The sequence below is a fragment of the Zoogloea sp. genome (assembly GCF_028689785.1).
Taxonomy (GTDB): domain Bacteria; phylum Pseudomonadota; class Gammaproteobacteria; order Burkholderiales; family Rhodocyclaceae; genus Zoogloea.
In genome coordinates, this window is sequence record NZ_JAQVCN010000030.1 from 11,571 (window position 1) to 32,910 (window position 21,340).

General features: G+C 63.7%; 18 protein-coding genes and 1 pseudogene. 10 read left to right on the forward strand and 9 right to left on the reverse strand.

What is annotated here, in order from left to right:
• Window positions 1-19: 19 nt before the first annotated feature.
• Together cysD and PHI64_RS13770 are read left to right on the forward strand one after the other, a co-directional pair.
• A pseudogene (cysD, locus tag PHI64_RS13765) lies at window positions 20-964 on the forward strand (sulfate adenylyltransferase subunit CysD); the annotation flags it as partial.
• Window positions 964-2,235, forward strand: a complete 1,272-nt coding sequence (locus PHI64_RS13770; protein ID WP_299883738.1) for a GTP-binding protein — start codon at window positions 964-966, stop codon at window positions 2,233-2,235. The pseudogene cysD and the gene PHI64_RS13770, both read left to right, overlap by 1 nt.
• 176 nt (window positions 2,236-2,411) lie before the next feature.
• On the opposite strand, the gene PHI64_RS13775 is transcribed toward PHI64_RS13770, so the two are convergent.
• The 8 genes from PHI64_RS13775 to PHI64_RS13810 all read right to left on the reverse strand — a co-directional run bounded on the left by PHI64_RS13775 (window position 2,412) and on the right by PHI64_RS13810 (window position 11,679).
• Window positions 2,412-4,787: a chemotaxis protein CheW gene (locus PHI64_RS13775; protein WP_299883740.1), complete on the reverse strand. Its 2,376-nt coding sequence runs from the start codon at window positions 4,785-4,787 to the stop codon at window positions 2,412-2,414.
• Window positions 4,788-4,823: 36 nt separating this feature from the next.
• A complete protein-coding gene (locus PHI64_RS13780; protein WP_296406024.1) occupies window positions 4,824-5,189 on the reverse strand; it encodes a response regulator in 366 nt (121 codons plus the stop codon).
• A gap of 23 nt (window positions 5,190-5,212) precedes the next feature.
• Window positions 5,213-6,412 (reverse strand): methyl-accepting chemotaxis protein, encoded by a 1,200-nt coding sequence (locus PHI64_RS13785; RefSeq protein ID WP_299883743.1) that lies wholly within the window; start codon window positions 6,410-6,412, stop codon window positions 5,213-5,215.
• A 58-nt stretch (window positions 6,413-6,470) separates the two neighbouring features.
• Complete coding sequence (gene motB / locus PHI64_RS13790) at window positions 6,471-7,475, reverse strand: flagellar motor protein MotB (RefSeq protein WP_299883745.1); 1,005 nt, start codon at window positions 7,473-7,475, stop codon at window positions 6,471-6,473.
• A 52-nt stretch (window positions 7,476-7,527) separates the two neighbouring features.
• Entirely contained in the window at window positions 7,528-8,379 is an 852-nt protein-coding gene (gene motA, locus PHI64_RS13795; protein ID WP_299883747.1) for a flagellar motor stator protein MotA, read from the reverse strand.
• Between the two features lie 185 nt (window positions 8,380-8,564).
• Window positions 8,565-9,110 (reverse strand): flagellar transcriptional regulator FlhC, encoded by a 546-nt coding sequence (gene flhC, locus PHI64_RS13800; protein ID WP_299883749.1) that lies wholly within the window; start codon window positions 9,108-9,110, stop codon window positions 8,565-8,567.
• Window positions 9,111-9,132: 22 nt separating this feature from the next.
• A complete protein-coding gene (gene flhD, locus PHI64_RS13805) occupies window positions 9,133-9,450 on the reverse strand; it encodes a flagellar transcriptional regulator FlhD (RefSeq protein WP_299883810.1) in 318 nt (105 codons plus the stop codon).
• 198 nt (window positions 9,451-9,648) lie between these two features.
• On the reverse strand, window positions 9,649-11,679 hold the full coding sequence (locus PHI64_RS13810; protein ID WP_299883751.1) for a diguanylate cyclase: 2,031 nt from the start codon (window positions 11,677-11,679) through the stop codon (window positions 9,649-9,651).
• A gap of 161 nt (window positions 11,680-11,840) precedes the next feature.
• On the opposite strand from PHI64_RS13810, the gene PHI64_RS13815 reads away from it, so the two are divergent.
• Entirely contained in the window at window positions 11,841-12,392 is a 552-nt protein-coding gene (locus PHI64_RS13815) for an NUDIX hydrolase (RefSeq protein WP_299883753.1), read from the forward strand.
• A gap of 10 nt (window positions 12,393-12,402) precedes the next feature.
• Here the strand turns inward: PHI64_RS13815 and PHI64_RS13820 are convergent, their stop codons facing one another.
• Window positions 12,403-12,720: an energy transducer TonB gene (locus PHI64_RS13820; RefSeq protein ID WP_299883755.1), complete on the reverse strand. Its 318-nt coding sequence runs from the start codon at window positions 12,718-12,720 to the stop codon at window positions 12,403-12,405.
• Between the two features lie 636 nt (window positions 12,721-13,356).
• Between PHI64_RS13820 and PHI64_RS13825 the strand changes: the two genes are divergently transcribed.
• The 7 genes from PHI64_RS13825 (at window position 13,357) to PHI64_RS13855 (ending at window position 21,340) form a co-directional block, all read left to right on the forward strand.
• Complete coding sequence (locus tag PHI64_RS13825) at window positions 13,357-13,950, forward strand: hypothetical protein (protein ID WP_299883757.1); 594 nt, start codon at window positions 13,357-13,359, stop codon at window positions 13,948-13,950.
• Between the two features lie 102 nt (window positions 13,951-14,052).
• Window positions 14,053-14,823 carry a glucose-1-phosphate cytidylyltransferase gene (gene rfbF, locus PHI64_RS13830; protein ID WP_299883758.1) on the forward strand — a complete coding sequence of 257 codons (771 nt, stop codon included), beginning with the start codon at window positions 14,053-14,055 and terminating at the stop codon, window positions 14,821-14,823.
• Entirely contained in the window at window positions 14,808-15,875 is a 1,068-nt protein-coding gene (gene rfbG / locus PHI64_RS13835; RefSeq protein ID WP_299883760.1) for a CDP-glucose 4,6-dehydratase, read from the forward strand. The genes rfbF and rfbG overlap by 16 nt, the downstream gene beginning before the upstream one ends.
• Complete coding sequence (rfbH, locus tag PHI64_RS13840) at window positions 15,872-17,236, forward strand: lipopolysaccharide biosynthesis protein RfbH (protein ID WP_299883762.1); 1,365 nt, start codon at window positions 15,872-15,874, stop codon at window positions 17,234-17,236. The genes rfbG and rfbH overlap by 4 nt, the downstream gene beginning before the upstream one ends.
• 14 nt (window positions 17,237-17,250) lie before the next feature.
• Entirely contained in the window at window positions 17,251-18,447 is a 1,197-nt protein-coding gene (locus PHI64_RS13845; protein ID WP_299883764.1) for a class I SAM-dependent methyltransferase, read from the forward strand.
• Window positions 18,444-20,243 carry a thiamine pyrophosphate-binding protein gene (locus PHI64_RS13850; protein ID WP_299883766.1) on the forward strand — a complete coding sequence of 600 codons (1,800 nt, stop codon included), beginning with the start codon at window positions 18,444-18,446 and terminating at the stop codon, window positions 20,241-20,243. Before PHI64_RS13845 ends, PHI64_RS13850 begins: the two co-directional genes overlap by 4 nt.
• Window positions 20,240-21,340 carry an FkbM family methyltransferase gene (locus PHI64_RS13855; protein ID WP_299883768.1) on the forward strand — a complete coding sequence of 367 codons (1,101 nt, stop codon included), beginning with the start codon at window positions 20,240-20,242 and terminating at the stop codon, window positions 21,338-21,340. The genes PHI64_RS13850 and PHI64_RS13855 overlap by 4 nt, the downstream gene beginning before the upstream one ends.

The following is a 21,340-nucleotide window of genomic DNA, read 5'->3' on the forward strand; positions in this document are numbered from 1 at the left end:
AGTCAAGAAACCTCTATCGAGTAAAGCAATGTCGACGCTCACCAAGCAAACCCTGAGCCACCTGGACTGGCTCGAATCCGAAGCCATCCACATCATGCGTGAAGTGGCTGGTCAGTGCAGCAACCCGGTGCTGCTATTCTCCGGCGGCAAGGACTCCATCTGCATGCTGCGGATCGCCGAAAAGGCGTTCCGCCCGGGCAAATTCCCCTTCCCCCTGATGCACATCGACACCGGCCACAACTATCAGGAAGTGGTCGCCTTCCGCGACAAGCGTGCCGCCGAACTGGGTGAACGCCTGATCGTGCGCTCGGTGGAAGACTCCATGAAGCGCGGCACCGTGGTGCTCAAGCACGAGAACGAGTCTCGCAACAAACACCAGTCTGTGACCCTGCTGGAGGCCATCGAAGAGTTCGGCTTCGACGCCTGCATCGGCGGCGCCCGTCGTGACGAGGAAAAGGCCCGCGCCAAGGAGCGCATCATGAGCTTCCGCGACGAATTCGGCCAATGGGACCCGAAGAACCAGCGCCCCGAGTTGTGGAACCTCTACAACGCCCGCAGCCACAAGGGCGAGAACATCCGCGCCTTCCCGATCTCCAACTGGACCGAGATGGACGTGTGGCAGTACATCGAGCGCGAAGGCCTCGAACTGCCCTCCATCTACTTCGCCCACACCCGCCCGGTGGTGATGCGCCAGGGCGCCATCGTGCCGGTCAACGTCCCGCTGACCAGTGGTGAGCTGACCAACCTGCCCAGGGCCGGTGAAGAGATCATCGACCTGCAGGTGCGTTTCCGCACCGTGGGTGACATTTCCTGCACCGCCCCCGTCGAGTCGGACGCCGACAGCGTCGAGAAGATCGTGCTGGAAACTGCCACCACTACCATTACCGAGCGCGGCGCCACCCGCCTGGACGACCAGACCAGCGACGCCTCCATGGAACAACGCAAGAAAGAGGGTTACTTCTGATGACCGCCCATGTTGAAGACCACGGACTGCTGCGCTTTCTGACCTGCGGCTCCGTGGATGACGGCAAAAGCACCCTGATCGGCCGCCTGCTGTTTGACACCAAGACCATCCTGGCCGACACCCTGACGGCCATTGAGCGCACCTCCACCAAGCGTGGCCTGACCGCCGTTGATCTATCCCTGCTGACCGATGGCCTGCAGGCCGAGCGCGAACAGGGCATTACCATCGACGTGGCCTACCGCTACTTCTCCACCGGCACGCGCAAGTACATCATCGCCGACGCGCCGGGTCACGAGCAGTACACCCGCAACATGGTCACCGCAGCCTCCACCGCCAACGTCGCCATCATCCTGATCGACGCGCGCAAGGGCGTGCTCACCCAGACCCGTCGCCACAGCTACCTGGCCAAGCTGGTGGGTATCCCCCACGTCATCGTGGCCGTCAACAAGATGGATCTGGTGGACTACGACCAAGCCACCTACGATTCCATCGTGGCCGAGTACAAGGCCTTCGCCGAGCAGATCGGCCTTAAAGACGTGCGCTTCATCCCGCTGTCGGCCCTCGTCGGCGACATGATCGTGGACCGGGGCGAGCGCCTCGGCTGGTACCAGGGCCCGACCCTCATCGACATCCTCGAAGCCGCCCCCGCAGCCCACACAGAAAAGGCCGAGAGCTTCCGCTTCCCGGTGCAATACGTATGCCGCCCGCAGGCCTCCGACAACCCCGAGCTGCACGACTACCGGGGCTTCATGGGCCGGGTCGAGTCCGGCGAGGTCAAGGTGGGCGACAGCGTCACCGTGCTACCCAACGGCCTGAGCACCAAGGTCAAGGACATCCAGCTCTACGGCGAGTCCATCGGCAAGGCCATCCACGAGCAGTCCGTGACCCTGCTGCTGGAAGACGAAATCGACATCTCCCGGGGCGACATGATCGTGAATAGCGACGAGCTGCCCAGCCAGACCAAGCAAGTGGATGCCATGGTGTGCTGGCTCTCCGAAACCCCGCTGTCGCCGGCCCGCACCTACTGGCTGCGCCACACCACCCGGGAAGTCAAAGCCAAGGTGGCCGTCATCGCCCATCGGGTAGACATCAACACCCTGGCCAACGAGGGCACCACCACCCTGGCGATGAACGACATTGCCCAGCTCACCCTCAAGCTGGCCCAGCCGATCTTTGCGGACAACTACACCGACTCCCGCGCCACGGGAGCCTTCATCCTGATCGATGAATCCAACAACAACACCGTCGGCGCCGGCATGATCGTGGGCTGAAGCCCGTATCTTCGCCACTCCAAACTTGCAAGGGCCGCATCTGCGGTCCTTTTTTCATTGCCAGGCCACTCCAAGATGACAGGCTCCCTCACTACTTGGCCGCACCCTGAACCCAGAAAAAGAAATGGCCGCCCGAAGGCGGCCAAAGTCCCGGATGGGACGAGCGAATCGATAACTCAGGCGGCTGCCGGCATCACCCTCCGGGCCATGCCCACGAGCATGGGGACGTCCAGGATCAGGGCCACACGCCCATCCCCCATGATGGTCGCCCCGGCCACACCAGGCACTCGCCGGTAGTTGGCCTCAAGGCTCTTGATTACGACCTGGTGTTGACCAATCAGCTGGTCGATGAACAGTGCGGCGCTCTGGCCATCGGCCTCAAGCACGACCATAATGCCCTTCTGCCAGTCGGTGATCGCCCCCTGGATGCGAAAGACCTCATGGAGACAGATGACGGGAAGGTATTCGCCCCGCACCTGGATCAGGCGCTCGACGCCGGACACGCTCTTCATCATGCCCCGCTCGGGCTGCATGGACTCCATGACGTAACCGAGGGGGATGATGTAGGTCTCCGGCCCCACGCCGACGCTCATGCCATCGAGAATGGCCAGGGTCAGCGGCAGGCGCACAGTGATGCGGGTACCGACGCCCGGCATAGAATCGAGCTCGATCCGCCCCCCCATGGCCGAGATGTTCTTCTTCACCACATCCATGCCGACACCACGACCTGACACTTCCGTCACCTGGTCGGCCGTCGAGAAGCCTGGCTCCATGATGAGCTGCCACACCTCCTGATCGCTCATGGTGTCACTGACGGCCATGCCACGCTCCTTCGCCTTGGCGAGGATTCGGGCACGGTTCAGGCCGGCGCCATCGTCCCCCACCTCAATGACGATGTTGCCGCTTTGATGGTAGGCACTGAGGGTAATGGTGCCGGTTTCGGGCTTGCCCGCAGCCAGACGCTTGTCAGGCGTTTCCAGACCGTGGTCGAGGCTGTTGCGCACCAGATGAGTCAGAGGGTCGGTGATGCGCTCGACCAGACTCTTGTCCATCTCGGTCGTCTCCCCAATGGTCTTCAGCTCCACATGCTTTCCAAGCTTCTGGGAGAGATCACGGACCACCCGGGGGAAGCGGCTGAAAACGACGGAGATCGGCATCATCCGGATGGACATCACCGACTCCTGGATGTCGCGGGTGTTGCGTTCAAGCTGGGCCAGGCCGTTGATGAGACGTTCGAAGATGACCGGATCGGCGTTGCTGGCAGCCTGGGTGAGCATGGCCTGGGTAATCACCAGCTCCCCTACCAGGTTGATCATCTGGTCTACCTTCTCGACACTGACCCGAATCGAGCCACTATCTCCCGTCCCTGCAGCCTTCACGGGCGCCTTCCTGGCCGCAGTCGTGGTCGCCGCTGCGACAGGTGAGGGCGCTGTTGCTGCGGCCTCGGGCACCGCGACCACAGCGGCCGGCGGGGGTGCCGCCGCGGCCACCGGCAACGGCTCGAACAGGCCGTAAGCGGTTTCCTGGGGCGCGGCAATGGCGGGCGGAGCGGGCTCATCGAACAGACCGTAGGCCGTCTCCACGGCTACCGTTGCGGCGGACTGCTCCAGGGCCGGGAGTTCGGTAAAGAAACCATAGGGCTCTGCTTCCCGTCGGGCCAGCAGGCTGGTCACTTCAGCATCGTCAAAGAAACCATAGGCCTCTTGCGTTGCGGCAGGAGCAGACGGCACTTCGCCGAGCGGCTCGAAGAAACCGTAGGCGTCGTCACTCGTGCGCCAACTGTCGCCGGATGACGCCTCCAGATCATCGAAGAAACCATAGGCATCGCCATCCCCGCCCCGCCCCGAGAAGGGCTCGATCCGCAGCGACGCAGCATCCACGACAAAATCCAGGACACCTCGGAGCAACTCGGCATCCACGTCGGTAACGATACGCAGGTGACACTCACGCGTCCCACCACTGGGCGACTGGATGGACTCGACGGCACCAAAGCTGCCAAGCTCCCTGATCAGGTGTGCAAGACTCTCCCCATCCTCGACAGCCGCACCAGCCAGCACGAAATACAGGTCAAAGCCCATCCCAGGCGAAGTCGATACCACAGCATCGCCAGGCTGCGCAGAGGGCGCCGGGATGACGGGAACGCTTGCCTCCTTCGGCTCGTCAAGCGCACGGCACAGGGCCTCCAAGCGATGGCAAATAGCCTCGGCGGCCTCCCGGTCGGCATCCTCCTCACCACGATGTGCGGCGAGCAGGTTCTTGAGCACATCACCGGCGACCAGTGACGCGTCCACCATGTCGTCGGTAAGTGGCGCCTCCCCCTTTCGCACCCGGTCGAGCATCGTCTCGAGGATATGGGTGACTTCCATCATGTCCTGGAAACCGAAGGTCCCGCTCGATCCCTTGATCGAGTGGGCAGCCCTGAACAGGGCGTTAACCTCTTCCGGATCGGGGGCGCCGGGATCAATCGCCAGCAGCAACGCCTCCATGCTCGCCAAGTGTTCTGCAGCTTCCTCGAAGAACACCTGGTAGAACTGGCTCATGTCTATGGCCATGCCTGTCTCCCGTGATGCACGACGGCCGATGCGGCCTTAACCGATCACCTTCTTGACGACCTCGATCAGTTTCTGGGGGTCGAAGGGCTTGACCAGCCAGCCGGTCGCGCCTGCCGCACGCCCTTGGGACTTCATCGTATCGGAGGACTCGGTGGTGAGCATGAGGATAGGCACGCTACGGTACTGGGGCATGGCCCGCAGGGACTTGATCAGAGACAGACCATCCATGCGCGGCATGTTCTGATCGGTAAGCACGAGGTTGCAGGCTCTCGCCTTTGCCTTGTCAAGGCCGTCCATGCCATCGACAGCCTCGACCACCTCGTAGCCGGCACTTTTCAGAGTAAAGGACACCATCTGCCGGATGGAGGCAGAATCATCAACGGTGAGTACGGTCTTGGCCATCGTCATTTCCTAGGGTTCTGTGACTAAAACAAATCTATCTCGCCGTGCGAGACTTCCTGCTGACGCACCGGACGAGCCCCGGTCTTCTCTTCAAGTGCAGCAAGCTGCACCCGCATTTCTTCCACCACCCGTAGGAGCGGCGCCGCGTCCCCCGCTGTCGCCGCTTGCTGGATACAGCCCGACAAAGCATCAAACTGCCCCATCAACTGGGTCAGGCCATTCACGCGGCGTTCCACGTGGGCTATCAATTGGGACACAAGATCCTGAAACTGGAGCGCGGTCACAGCACGATTGACTTCGGCATCCATGACCTGAGCATGCTCGGCGAGATGACTGATGGCATCGCCCCGCTGGCGGTTGAGCCCTTCCATGGAGATCAGGACCTGCTCCACTTGCTGTTTTGATTCAAGTGCAAAATTCATATCGGTGGAGGCCAGCTTCTCAATCGCCTCTTCCGTACCCCTCACGCCCTCCCGCATCCCCTGCATGACCACAGCAATCTGCTGGCTGCACTGGCTGGTGCGGGTAGACAGATCCCTGACCTCATCCGCCACCACCGCAAACCCCCGTCCGGCCTCACCGGCTCGGGCGGCCTCTATGGCTGCATTGAGCGCCAGCAGGTTGGTCTGCTTGGCAATGCCGGAGATCTCGGTAAGGATCGACTCCACGTCCCTGGCCCGCTTCGAGATCCGGTCGGTCAACTCGACCAGTTCCATGCCGAGCTTGCTGTTCATGATCACGCTGTCCACCACGCGTTGCATGACACCACTGGTCTGGGCAACGAATTCATCCAGGCGCACGCCCTCATCGCCATCGGCATCGTCGCTGGCAAGGCTCACCGCGATCGCCTGCTGTGCGTTTGTGGCGGCAAGGATGCCGTGAAAACTCCCGGTGAGGGATGCAATGGCCTCGGAAAGCATCTGCTGCACCTGGTCGACCTCCTCCCGGATGCACTGATACTGATTGCACGAGCTCACCGAAGCATCGATCAACAGCGTTTCGACCGCTGCGTAAACCTCGCTCGACGAGACCTGCTGCTCGGCGGTCTTCTCGACCACCACCGGGGAAGGCACAGCCAGGACGAGGGCGATCCAGCCCGGAACCACACCAGCGAGTGCCAAAGCAACCGGCCAGCCTCCGCCCTGCAGGTAAACCACCACCCCCGCCACGAGGCCTGACCACAGCAAGCCCAGCAGGATGATCGTTGTACGGGTGAGCTTCATAGTGGTTGGTTTATCTCGGATACACAAATAAACATATCGTCACTCAAGGGCGATTCCTTTAGTGACCGGGCGCCACAGGACGGGCCCCCGACTTCAGTCGAGCCTGGACCTCGCTGGCCTCAAGAGCGTTCTCGGCGCTGACTTCAAGCTTCCTCGAATCCCCCGCACGCATGGCCACCTCGGCCTGCTTGTTGAGTACGACGATACTGATGCGTCGATTGATCGGAAGATTGGGGTTCTCTGGATCAAGGGGCAGCGTATCCGCCAACCCGACGACCCGGACCATCTTGCCCTCAGCCAGGCCTCCTGCGACCAGCTCACGCCGCGACGCATTGGCCCGATTCGCCGACAGCTCCCAGTTCGAGAAACCCCGCTCTCCACCGGCATAGCGGGTCGAGTCCGTATGCCCCGAGAGACTGACCCGGTTATCCACGCCATTCAGCGTGGCACCTATAGCCCGCAGCAACTCCTGCGTGTAAGGCTTCAGCGACGCACTCGACGAATCGAACATCGGCCTGTTCTGCTCGTCCACGATCTGGATGCGCAAGCCTTCGGTGGTGATGTCCAGCAACAACTGATTCTTGAAGGGCCGCAGGCTCGGACTTGCCTCGATGATGGCCTCAATCTGGCCCTTGAGATCCTCCAACCGCGCCCGCTCCTTGCGCTCCTCCGCCTTCTTGGCCGCCTCGGAGCCTTCGTCGCCCGTCGGCTTGGTTGCCCCCTTGGCCGATTCGATATTCATGGAGCGCTTTCCATCCACATCACCGCGCTTGACCTGTCCCACAGAACGGGTGAGATCCTGCCCGCCACCGGCAATCGGGCTCGTCGCATCACCCGCACCAGAGCCACCACTCATTGCCACCTTGAGCGGTGAATTGAAGAAATCGGAGATGCCCTGCAGATCACCCTGAGCCGTGGAGCCCAGAAGCCACATGAGCAGAAAGAAGGCCATCATTGCAGTCACGAAGTCGGCATAGGCGATCTTCCACGCCCCCCCGTGCGCGCCACCACCGCCCTTCTTGATCTTCTTGACGACAATCGGCTGCTGGGTATCGTCGCTCATGTAAAGCGCTCCTCACCCGTCGGCACTATGCAAGCAAGCCTCATGAAGAGCCTCACTTCCGGCTCTTGATCGCTTCTTCAAGCTCGGCAAACCCGGGCCGGTCCGAGGAGAAAAGCACCTTTCGGCCGAACTCCACCGCCACCTGCGGTGCATACCCGTTCATGCTCGCCAGCAGAACCGCCTTCATGCACTGGTAGATTTTTCCGCCCTCTTCCACCTTCTGCTCGAGTTGCCCGGCGACCGGCGCCACAAAACCGTAGGAAATAAGAATACCCAGGAAGGTGCCCACCAACGCGCCACCGATCATCTTGCCAAGCACGGCAGGTGGCTGGCCGACCGAGCCCATCACGTTCACAACGCCCATCACCGCCACGACGATACCGAATGCTGGGACAGCATCCCCCACCTTCGCCACCACGTGGGCAGGCGTATGCGCCTCCTGGTGATGGGTCTCCATCTCGATATCCATCAGGTTTTCGATTTCGAAGGCATTCAGATTGCCACCGACCATCATGCGGAGGTAATCACAGAGAAAATCCACCGCGTGATGATCCGCCGTGAAAGCCGGATACTTGGAGAGAATCGGACTACCCTCCGGGTTCTCGATATCCCCTTCGATCGACATCAAACCTTCCTTGCGCACCTTGGCAAGAATCTCATACAGCATGCACAGCAGGTCCACATAAAAGGCCTTGTTGTACGGGGACCCCTTGAAGATAGTGGGTAAGGCCGCAATGGTTCCCTTGATGGCCTTGGGCCCGTTGCCGGCGACGAAACCACCGATGGTCAGACCTACAATTGCGATGTACTCGGTGGGAACCCACAAGGCCGCCAGACTGCCGTGAACGGCATAGGTACCCAGGGATGCCGCCAAGATAATGACGTAGCCGATTATCAGAAACATCGCAGAAACCTCGTTCTGTAAATACGCCCCGGCAATACAACCCGCAGGGCTTGATTCTTCGGGTGGGATATCGGCCCTGCCTGAAGAAACTTGAGCTCAAAAAGCAAGCCTGTCGTCACCCGACCAGACTAAAAAAAACCGCCGATCAAAAGCCGGCGGCCAAGCTCTCAGAGTTCAGGGGCGCTTCACTGCGCTGTCGTTTCGAGGGGCTGGGAGGCCCGTCGGGTCTTGCCTGCCCGCGATGGCACATGGCACAGACCGCAGACATATTCATGGGTTGGGTCAAAGGCATGGGAGACGAACTCACCGCCGCAGCAAGTGCATTTCGCGGACTGGAGCAGTTTTGCATCGAGGAAGCGGATCAATGTCCAGGCACGGGTGAGGCTCAGCACCTGCTCCATCTCGAAAGATTCAATGTGTTCGTTGTAAAGCCGGTAGGCTTGCACGATTGCGTCCAGATCTTCCTGCTTAGCATGCAGACGCACGAACCTGTAAAAGGCCATGAACAACGACGCATGGATGTTGGGCTGCCATGACATGAACCAGTCAGTGGAAAACGGCAGCATGCCCTTGGGCGGCGACACCCCACGAACCTCTTTATAGAGCTTGAGCAGGCGCTCGCGACTGAGCGAGGTCTCCGCTTCAAGCATCTGCATGCGCGCACCCAGTTGGATCAGGTCTACCGCCTTCTGGATGTCCTGCGCCTCCTGCAATACGCTTTTGTTCCGCATGATGCCCTCTGGCCAGTGACGGTCAGGCCAAGGTTTCCACCGGGCGTCCTGCAGCCAGAATCGCAGCGTGCAGGTGCGCAGTGCCTCGCTCCCGGCCATGGGAAGAGAGCAGATCCACCAACAGGCTGTCATTGAACCGGAACTGGCAAAGCAGCATGTTTGAGCTTGCCATTCGCAAGACCTGTGCGGAGCTCAGACCTTCAAGCATCTCCGCCACATCCTCGCCGACTCCCAGTCGATAGATCGCGGCAGCACGATCCTCCCGCAACATTTGCTGGGCAAGCATCAGGTAGGCCAGATTGAGCTCCCGAATCTCGGCGTGCATATCGCTTGTGCGCATGATCTTATCTCCTCGGCAGTCCGCCTTTTTCATGCGGCAAATTCTGCCGATAAGCGGCAAACACCACTATCCGCAGGCTTCGGATTCTGGCGTAGGATCAATTACGTAAACGCGAGTAAGAAATTCGCCTACACGAGAACGGCCATAGAAGGCCTGCATGTCCGATCGGGGTACGTCGCAATGCCGGACAGAGCGCATTCAGCGCGGAGGAACGATAGGCCCAGGCCGCAGCGACTGAGCTGTCATGATGCGGTTGCGCCCCTTGTTTTTGGCCAGATACAGCGCTTGATCAGCACGCTTGATCAGTGCCTCTGGCTCACTCATCACCGTGTCTCGCGTCGCTACGCCAATACTCACAGACATGTTAAGGGTTTGCCCTCCCTGCTCCAGAGAGGCGCTTTCTACCGCAAACCGGACACGCTCGGCGCAGGCCAGCGCCGCATCCAACCCTGTATCCGGACAGATGACGAGAAACTCATCGCCTCCGGTACGAGCGACAATATCCTGAGCGCGGAGCGCCCCCTTGACAGCCCCGGCTACCTGCTTCAGCACCGCGTCCCCCACATCGTGGCCGTAGGAATCGTTGTAGGTCTTGAACATGTCCACATCGATCACCATGGTCGATAGCGGACGACGTGTCCGGGAAGAAACCAGCCACTCCTGCTGCCCACGTTCGATGGCGTAACGTCGATTAGGAAAGCCTGTCAGGGAGTCCGTCAGTGCAACCTCCTGGAGACGACGGTTGGACACCGCCAGTTCGGCGGCAAACCGGCGAATCTCCTCCCGGTCCCGATCAAGCTCCTGCTGCAGCCGGATCACCCGCTGCCCGGCCCGGAGTCGGGCAGCCAGGACACGGGGTTTGATCGGCTTGTTCATGAAATCATCGACGCCGTTTTCAAAAGCTTCGATCAACCGGTCTTCATCCTCCAGACTCGTCATGATCAATATGTAGAGCCCGCGACCAATTTTGGTCTGGCGCAAAGCGCGAGTCAGCTCAATGCCCGACATCTCAGGCATTACCCAGTCAATGATCATCAACTGAGGCTGAAACTCCAGCGCCATTTCCATGCCGGCCAGACCATCTGCAGCCTCAAGAACCTGATGCCCCACCGTTTCCAGCACCTTGCGGACAAGGGCACGCATGGAGGCATCATCATCGACGATCAAAACCCGCATCGGCTGCACACCGGGAGCAAGCCCCTGGATCTGCAAGCCGGCAAAGGCAGGAGCATTTTCCTGAACCACTCGCGGCGCTCCTGCAGACTCCAGCAACAAAGACTGGGCTGCAGCCAGCCCGGCCGCGATCTCCTCGCCCCGACTGGCAAGCTCACTGAAGGGCGGGATCTCGAGCGTTTCAAGCTCCAGCAGACTGCCCCAAGCCTGCCACTCGCGCACGACTCCGTCGCACAACTCGCTGATGGCCACCCGATCCAGGCCTAGCCGGGCACCAATCTCGAACAGACGCCCCATCAGGTTGGGTCGCTCGGCCTCTTCCGCCAGGCACACATCGGAGATGTAAGACGCAAGACTCAGCGAGTGGGCGATGACATATTCGCGGGAGTTCTCCGGATAGCCGGCCTCCTCTGGCGACTCAGCAAAAAAAGCCGGCTCGTGAAAGATCCTGGGCAGCCCCCAGTCAGCCAACATGGCCGCGCCGAGTTCGCGATGATTCAGTGCAAACGCTCGTTGCTCCAGCGCAACCAACGGCACATCCCGGTACTCCAGCGTCTGCTGCAGCACCTTGCCGTACTCGAGAGGATAAAGCGTTGCCAGCGCCAATTCGCCTATTCTCGCAAGCAGCCCCAGACAAAAGGTTTCCTCCGCTGCTGCCGCACGCGTGCGCTGGGTGATGGCCTGCATTCCGAGCGCATAGACCAGGCAACTCGTCCAGTAACGACCGTAATCGAAGCTCTTGCAGGCCCCATCCCGATAACTCGATAAAAGGGAGAAGCCCAGCGCCAACGTGCGTACCGCAGGCAAACCCAAGACCATCAAGGCCTCCTGGACAGACGCGATTGCACGCCGGTTGTAGCCTGCCAGTCCGTTAGCTGCCTTGATCAGGCGACCGACAAACGCGGGGTCCGTCTTGATGATCCTCGCCAGATCCCCCATCGAACTGTCTTCCTGCTGAATCAACCGGATGATCGCCAACGCGACGCCTTTAGGCGAAGGTAGGTCTCCGGATGCTTTCAAGTGCTCAAACTTCGTGATGTCGATCGGCAAGGCCATGTCTGGTCCAATGAGGTTCTGCGGCCTAAAGCCACGCGTCACACATTATCGGACATGTGCCCACGGGTCTTTAGGAGATCCCGGCGAAAAACGCAAAGCCTGACGTCCACACCGGCACCTTGAATTAGAATCCGAAAGGTATCCATGCTTCCATCCGGCCAATGAACTACTGCTCCCACTGCGGCGCCCAGGTGAGTCTCAGAATTCCAGCAGGCGACAGCCTTCCCCGGCATGTGTGCGACCAATGCGGCACCATTCATTACCAGAACCCGAAGGTTGTAGTCGGAGCTCTGGTGGAATGGGAAGACAGGATTCTCATGTGCCGCAGGGCCATTGAACCTCGCTACGGTTTCTGGACACTTCCTGCCGGCTTCATGGAAAACAACGAGACATGCGGCGGTGCTGCACTGCGCGAGACCTTCGAGGAAGCAGGGGCACGCATCGCTCTCGGGCCAATGTTCTCTTTCGTCGACCTGCCCCACATCAGCCAGATCCACATCATCTACAGAGCCACACTGCTTGACCTGGATTTCCAACCGGGGGAAGAATCGCTGGAAGCCTGCCTGATGACGGAACAGGAGATCCCATGGCCAGAAATTGCATTCCGCTCTGTGGACTACACGCTGAAGTGCTTCTTTGAGGACCGCCGTCGAGGCCAGTTCGAGCTGCACACTACAAGCCTCGCCATCCCTGCCGGCAGCCTAGTCAAATGAGTTCCCTCGACTAAGGGCCTTCAGGCTCAAATACAACGGACAGCCTCACCCGGTCGCCCTGCCCCTGCCCCAGGGCAGGTGTCGCAACCCGCTCAACCGCACGCCGAACCATCTGCAGGGCAAGGGTATCTACAGCATCCACACCACTGGAGTCGGCAAGTGAAACCAATGCCACTCTGGTGCCGCTGGTAACGCGGATATCCACAACCACAATCCCATTGAAGGCAAGCCCGCCGCTTTTCTGCGGGCGCGACTCCAGCACGGCCGACGCTACGGCAAACTTGTATGCCTGCAGGTCGGGCGGGGCACCCTCTCTGTCTTCGAGCATGGCCTCAGACGGCGCCGCCTTCGCGACAACAGGCGAGGCTTGGTCTGAACCACGTCGCCCTGTTTGGCCAGCCGGCTGACTTTTGTGAGGACGATCCATACCGCCAGCGGGCTGCGGGGCCCCTTCTGAAGCCAAGTCGGGACGCCCCCCCTTACCGGATGGGCGCTCCGCAACATCGGCAAGCACAGGCCCCTCAAGTTTAGTTATATGCACGCGTAAACGCTTACTCGGCTCAGGCAAAACCACGCGCGGCAAAGGGAGGGGCCAGAAAACCACCAGATGCGCGCACAAAGACAGCAAGAGAATCTGCATCAGCCGACGCCGGATCATATGACAATAACATCGATATATTTTGATCGTTCACACTAATGCGGCCTGCATCAAACTGGCAACCAGTCACTCGACAGTCAAACAACATACAGACTTGCCCCTCCCGGTTAACCAACACTGCGAGGAGATCGGCATGCAGGCCCGCTCGTGGCGGGGCGACACGAGCGAAAAGAACCGACGTGCGTCGGCCGGCCCAAGGGACAGCTACCCCAGTTCATTGATGATCAGCAGTCGGCTTTCCCCGGTTTCCATCACTGTGCGACACTGCACACGGTCTCCCCACCCCACTTTCATATTCATCCGGCAATGACCACTACACCCTCGCGCAGCCTGCTTGCCCTCGTCGCCTTGGTCAGCACCCTTGCCCTCAATGCGCCTGACGCCGAAGCGCGGCGCTTTGGCGGTGGCCGCAGCATCGGCATGAGCCACAGCACCTCAAGCTCAACGCACGCCCCTCACCACGACACTACACCCGACATTGTCTACCGGCCGACGCCCCTGCCCCCCCTTCGCTACCAGGCCCCCCTGCCCTCGTCGGTACCAACGTCCAGCTTCCGTTCAAACAACTATGGCGGCGACACGACGCGGGCAGTGGCACGTGCCGAAGCCGTGCTTCGGGCCGAATCCCTGGCCGCCCGCCGCCAGCGCGCCCAGCCGGGCGCGGCCGCATCGTCCGAACCCGGAGCCGAAGAGGACGCGGCCCGTTACCTCACGTCCCGCAATCAGGCCTCAGCCCAGCAGGACACCGCCCCGCAATATCAGCGGGTCGCCGACCCCCGCTTCGGCCGCATCACAGACAATGTTGCTCCGTCCCGCCCCTGCGAGTTCAAACCTGTGATGAGCGACGAGGACTACATCGTCTGCGGCGCCACGCCGCCGAGCTTCCCCGCCGGTCGCTGACGCACTTCCCTGGCGGAAATACCCCCCTTTCCCCCCCCTGTTCCGCCCTAAGCCCGGCCCCTGCCACGCATAACATCGGCTCCATATTCCCCTGGAGCACCGATGAAAGCCGTGATCCTCGCGGGTGGCCTGGGCACCCGCATCAGCGAAGAGACCGTCAACCGCCCGAAGCCGATGATCGGCATCGGCGGTCGTCCCATTCTCTGGCACATCATGAAGATCTATTCCAGCCACGGCATTCACGACTTCGTGATCTGCTGCGGCTACATGGGCTACGTGATCAAGGAGTACTTCGCCAACTACTTCCTGCACATGTCGGACGTCACCTTCGACATGACCCACAACCGCATGGAGATCCACGAACGCCATGCCGAACCCTGGCGCGTGACCCTGGTGGATACCGGCGATAGCACCCAGACCGGTGGCCGCCTGGGCCGGGTGCGCCAGTACCTGGAAGACGAGGACGCCTTCTGCTTCACCTACGGAGACGGGGTGGCCGACATCGACATCGGCGCCGAACTGGCCTTCCATCGCAAGCATGGCAAGCTGGCCACCGTCGCCGCCGTCCAGCCCCCCGGGCGCTTCGGCTCCCTGGAACTGAAGGGCGACGCCGTCAGCGCCTTCGTCGAGAAGCCCCTCGGCGACGGCGGCTTCATCAACGGCGGCTTCTTCGTGCTCTCGCCCAAGGTGCTGGACCTCATCGACAGCGACCAGACCATCTTCGAGGGCCCCGTCCTTGGCGAACTCATCGCCAAGGACCAACTCGCAGCCTTCCAGCACACCGGCTTCTGGCGCCCCATGGACACCCTGCGTGACAAGACCGTGCTGGAAGACCTGTGGACCAGCGGCAACGCCCCATGGAAAACCTGGTGAATCCGGCCTTCTGGCGAGGCCGGCGGGTCTTCCTCACCGGCCACACCGGTTTCAAAGGCAGTTGGCTGAGCCTGTGGCTGCAGTCCATGGGCGCGGAGGTACACGGCTACGCCCTCGCCCCCGACACCACCCCGGCCCTTTTCGAGATCGCCGACGTGGCCGGCGGCATGCATTCCACGCTGGGCGACGTCCGTGACGCCATCGCCCTGCACACCGCCCTGGCCGCCGCCCGGCCGGAGATCGTCCTCCACCTGGCGGCCCAGCCCCTGGTACCGCTTTCATATGAGGCGCCGGTGGACACCTTCGCCACCAACGTGATGGGCACGGTGCATCTGCTCGATGCCTGCCGCCAGGTTCCCGACATACTGGCCGTGGTGGTGGTGAGCAGCGACAAGTGCTACGAAAACCGCGAGCAGCCACAGGGCTACAGGGAAGACGACCCCATGGGCGGTCACGACCCCTACTCCGCCAGCAAGGGCTGCACCGAGCTGGTGGTCGCCTCCTACCGCCGTGCCTTCCTGTCTGCCCAGGGCATCCCCGTGGCCAGCGCCCGCGCCGGCAACGTGATCGGCGGCGGCGACTGGACCCCCAGCCGGCTGGTGCCCGACGTGCTGGCCGCCTTTGCCGCCGGCACCCCCGTCACCCTGCGCAACCCGGGCGCCATCCGCCCCTGGCAGCACGTTCTGGAACCCTTGTCCGGCTACCTGCTGCTCGCGCAGCGGCTTGTCGAAAGCGGCCCGGTCTTTGCCGAAGGCTGGAACTTCGGCCCTGACGACAGCGACGCCAAGACCGTCGCCTGGGTCGTCGAGCGCCTGGCCGAAGGCTGGGGCCCCGACGCCCGCTGGGCCGTGGCCGACACCCCCCAGGTGCACGAAGCCCACACCCTCAAGCTCGACTGCAGCAAGGCCCGCAACCGGCTGGGCTGGCAAGCCCGCTGGCACGCCGGTGAAGCCGTGGCGCGCAGCCTCGCCTGGCACCGGGCCTGGCAGGGCGGCGCCGACATGCAGCGCTACACCCTCGACGAAATCGCCGCCTTCGGAAGCCCCCCATGAGCCTGATCCGCAAAACCCTCACCCCCGGCGCCGACGGCCGCCTCCAGCTCGACCTGCCGGAGCTGGCCGGGCAGGAACTGGAGATCATCGTCCGCCCGGCCCGGGCCGCCGCATCGCCGCAGGCCTGGCGCCCCGGCATCGACGCCGTGCCGCCCTCCGGCAAGGTCGTGGGTGACCCCGAGAAGGACGCCATGATCGACGCGGCCCTCGACGCCTGGCTCACCACCGGGCGCTTCAACGACGCCTTCGAGGCGCGCCTGGCCGCCTTCGTCGGCGTGGCCCACGCCCTCACCGTCAACTCCGGCTCGTCGGCCAACCTGGTGGCCTTCTCGACCCTTACTTCACCCAAGCTCGGCGCCCGCGCCATCCAGCCCGGCGACGAGGTCATCACCGTGGCGGCGGGCTTCCCGACCACCGTCAATCCCATCCTCCAGAACGGTGCCGTGCCGGTCTTCGTGGACGCCAGCCTGCCGGGTTACAACATCGACGTGAGCCTGCTGGAGGCGGCCCTGTCGCCCCGCACCAAGGCCATCATGATTGCCCACACCCTGGGCAACCCCTTCGACCTGGACGCCATCTGCGCCTTCGCCCAGGCCCACGGCCTGTGGCTGATCGAAGACTGCTGCGACGCCCTGGGCTCCACCTGGAAGGGCCGCAAGGTCGGCACCTTCGGCCATCTCGCCACCCTGTCCTTCTACCCCGCCCACCACATCACCATGGGCGAGGGCGGCGCGGTGCTCACCAACGACCCGACGCTGCGCCAGATCGCCGAATCCTTCCGCGACTGGGGCCGTGACTGCTGGTGCAAGCCGGGCTGCGACAACACCTGCGGCAAGCGCTTCGGCTGGCAGCTGGGCAGCCTGCCCCAGGGTTACGACCACAAGTACACCTACAGCCACATCGGCTACAACCTCAAGATCACCGACATGCAGGCCGCCTGCGGCCTGGCCCAGCTGGACCGGCTGGACGCCTTCATCGCCGCCCGTAAACGCAACTTCACCCATCTCAGCGCGGCGTTGGACGACGCCCAGGATTTCCTGGTTCTGCCCGAAGCCACCCCGGGCAGCGACCCGTCCTGGTTCGGCTACCCCATCACCCTACGCCCCGAGGCCGGGGTCAACCGCGTCGACCTGCTCGAATACCTCGACCAGCACAAGGTCGGCACCCGCCTGCTGTTTGCCGGCAACCTGACCCGCCAGCCCTCCATGGCCGGACGCAACTTCCGCGTGGTGGGCGAGCTACCGGTGGCCGACCGGATCATGCATGACACCTTCTGGATCGGCCTGTGGCCGGGGCTCAGCGAGGCCCAGCTGGACTACAGCGCCGGACTGATCCGCCAGTTTGTCGGCGCAGGCTTCTGACGCCCCCAGCCGCCATGCTCCCCGACCTCCATCGCCCCTGCCCCCTCTGCGGCAACCGAGAGCCGGAGGTGCTGGCGCAGCTCTCCCTGCCCCAACCCAGCCACTCGCCGCTGCCCCCGGGCTATCGCCTGGTGGCCTGTACGGACTGTGACCTCGCCTACGCCGACACCCCCGCCAGCCAGGCCGACTACGACCGCTACTACCAGCACCTCGCCAAGTACGGCGGCCCCACTGGCACCGGCGCCGGCCAGGACGCCGCGGACATGCGGCGCCTGGAGCAACTCGCCGATCGCCTGGAGGCCGGACTCCCGGGCAAGGACGCGGCGATTCTCGATATCGGCTGCGGCGCCGGCGGACTGCTGCAGGTGCTTGGCGCCCGGGGCTACACCCAGGCTGAAGGCCTCGACCCGGACCCAGCGGCCGTGGCCGCCGCCCGCGCCCATGGCCTCGCCGTGCGGGCCGGGCTGGCCAGCGAATCGCCAGGCCTTTACGCCGGCATCCGCTTCGATCTCATCGTACTGTCCCATGTAGCCGAACACCTGCGCGACCTGGACTGGCTGCCCCGGCTGTCGACCCTGCTGGCACCGGGCGGCCGCCTGTACATCGAAGTCCCCGACCCCCGCGGCTACCGCTGCGACCCGCGCCCGCCCTACTACTACTTTGACAGCGAGCACATCAACCACTTCAGCCCCCACGCCCTGGGCAGACTCTTCGCCTCGGCCGGCCTCGCCCCAGAGGCCTTTCCCGACTGCACCCTGACCCTGTCCGACGGCTCGACCTACCCGGCCTTCGCTGGCATTGCCAGCATGGGCTCAACAGCCTGCCCGGCCCCGGCAGCAGCCATTCCTCAGCTGCGCAGCTACCTGAACAACTGCGCCGCCCGCGCCCACCAGGCCATTCAGATCCACCCCCCTCTGGCGGAAGACACCCCGCTGCTAGTGTGGGGAGCTGGCTCATGGGCGCAACGCCTCCTCGGCCAAAACGCCATTCCCCTAGCCCGGGTGGCGGCCTTTCTGGATGGAGCTCCAAACAAGCAGGGGCAGACTTTCGCTGGCAAGCCCATCGTAGCCCCCGCCGATGGACTAAGTCGTCACCCGAATGCACAAGTTCTTGTCTGCGTCGCCGTAAACCCCCATCAAATCGGGGCCGAGATCGCCCGCCTGGAACCTGGCCACGCCCGTAGCCTGCACTTCATCACCGAGCCCACATGAAAGTTTCCGAACGCATCGCCGACTGGCTGGCCGATCACGGCATCGAGCAGGTGTTCACCGTCACCGGCGGCGGCGCCATGTACCTCAATCAGGCCCTGGCCAGCCACCCGCGCCTGAAATGCACCTTCATGCACCACGAGCAAGCCTGCGCCATGGCCGCCGAAGGCTACGCCCGGGTCGCCGGCAAGCCGGCGGTGGTGATGGTGACCACCGGCCCCGGCGGCATCAACGCCCTCAACGGCGTGTTCGGCGCCTTCACCGACTCGATCCCCATGCTGGTCATCGGCGGGCAGGTCAAGCGCGCCACCTGCCTCGAATACACCCCCGTGCCGGGCCTGCGGCAGCTGGGCGACCAGGAAGGTCCAGTGGTCGCCATGGCCCGCCCCGTCACCAAGCTGGCCGAGAGCGTGGGCAGCCCCGAGGCCCTGGCCGAGCTCCTGCCCCGCGCCCTGGCCACCGCCATCGGCGGGCGCCCCGGCCCGGTATGGCTGGACGTTCCCCTCGACGTCCAATCGGCCGAATGCCCGCCCCTGCCGGCCTTCACCGCACCGTCCCACCAAGCTCCGGCCGATCTGGAAGACGCCTGTCGGCAGATCGTCGCAAAACTGCGCGGCGCCCACCGCCCCCTGATCATCGCCGGCACGGGCGTGCGCCTGGCCAGCGCTGGCAGTGCCCTGCTGGCCTTTGCCGAAGCCCATGGCATCCCGGTGGCCACAGCCTGGACCCACGACCTCATCGCCAGCGATCACCCCCTGTTCGCCGGCCGTCCGGGCACCATCGGCACCCGCGCAGGCAACTTCTGCGCCCAGAACGCCGACTGCGCGATCGTCATCGGCTCGCGCCTCAACATCCGCCAGGTCAGCTACAACTGGGACAGCTTCGCCAAGGACGCCTTCATCGCCCAGGTGGACGTGGACCCGGCCGAGCTGGCCAAGCCCTTCGTTCAGCCCCATCTGCGCCTGGCCTGTGATGCCCGGCTGTTCATCGATGCCCTCACCGCCGCCTGCGCCGACGGCCTGCCGGATGTCCGCCCCTGGTCCGCCTGGTGCCGCGACATCCGCGCCCGCTACCCCGTCGGCGGCGCCTCCACCGACAACCCGCAGCTCCACCCCTACGCCCTGGTGGAACGCATCTTCGACCAGCTTCGCGACGACGACATCGTGGTCTGTGGCAACGCCTCGGCCTGCATCCTCCCCTTCCAGGTGGGCCGCCTGAAGGCCGGCCAGCGCATGTTCAGCAACTCGGGTTCGGCCTCCATGGGCTACGACCTGCCCGCCGCCATCGGCGCCGCCCAGGCCGCCGGCAGCCGCCGGGTGGTGTGCTTCGCCGGCGACGGCAGCCTGCAGATGAACATCCAGGAACTGCAGACCCTCAAGACCCTGGGCCTGGACGTGCTGATCGTGCTGATCGACAACGGCGGCTACCTTTCCATCCGCCAGACCCACGAGAACTTCTTCGGCCGGATCGTTGGTGCCACCCCGGCATCGGGGGTCGAGTTTCCCGACTTTGCCCGGGTCGCCACGGCCTACGGCCTGGATGCCGTCAACATCGCCACGCCTGCCGATCTGCCGGCCCTCGACGCCGCCCTGGCCCGCCGCGGCCCGACCCTCATCGCCGCCCGAGTAGACCCGGCCCCCGGCTTCGAGCCCCGGATCAAGTCCCGCGCCCTGCCCGAGGGGGGCTTCGCCACCCCCGAGCTGGACGACATGTTCCCCTTCCTGCCCCCGGCCGAGCTGGCCGCGGTGCGTGCAGAAGCCCGCCGCATCCGTGCCTGGACGGGTGGAGCCGGCGCGTGAGCAGCGCTCGCTTTCCCTCCCTTGACTTCGAGGACGTCAGCACCGCCCTGGCGGAGGCGCGCCGGGATGGCGTGCTGATCTTCGGCTGCGGCAGCTTCGGCCGGGATCTTCACGCCACCCTCGCCCGCATGGGCATCACGGTGCGCGGTTTTGTCGTTTCGCGCGGCGAAGCGTCCCGCCTTTCCGGCTGCCCGGTCGCCCCGCTCACGGCGCTCCCGACGGGCTGGGCTTCCCTGCCCCTGTGGATCGGCGTATTCAATCGCGAACCCGGCTCCGATCACGCAACCCTGGCTTCCGCCTGCGAAGCCGCTGGCTTTTCCCGCGTCCTGCTGCCCCAGCAATACTTCGAAGCCCTCGGCGGCAACATGGGCTGGCGTTACTGGCTGGACGAGCGGCAGGGTTACGCCGCCCGCACGTCCGAACTGCACGACAGCTTCGCCCAGTTGGAAGACGAACCCAGCCGCGCCTTCCTCGCCGACATCCTGCGCTATCGGCTGGGCCAGATCCGGGGCATCCCCTCCGCTCCCGTCTGCGGCCCCCAGTACTTCCCCGACTTTCTCACCGGCCTCGCCCACGGCCCGCTGGGCTTCGTGGATGCGGGCGCCTACAACGGCGACACCCTGACCGAAGCGCAGCGACACCTCCCCTTGCGGGAGGCCTGGGCCTTCGAGCCCGACCCGGCCAACTTCCCACTTCTCTCCGAGCGGGCCCGAGGCCTGGGCGTACCGGTCACCTGCCTGCCCTGCGGCCTGTCCTCGGTGAATGCCAGCCTGGCATTTTCCGGCGGTCACGGTGAAGCCAGCACCCTGGGCGGAGAAGGCAACAGCCACATCCAGGTACTACGCCTCGACGACTGCCTGCCCAACGCCCGGGTGGACTACCTGAAGCTGGATGTGGAGGGCCACGAGATGGAGGCTCTGACTGGTTCCGAAGCCCTCATCCGCCGCAACCGCCCCGTCCTCGCCATTGCCGGCTATCACCGCCGTGACGACCTGTGGCGCATCCCCGCCTGGATCGCCAGCCTCGATCTCGACTACCGGCTGCGTTTCCGGATCCACGCCCACAACTCCTTCGACGCGGTCTTCTACGCTTACTGA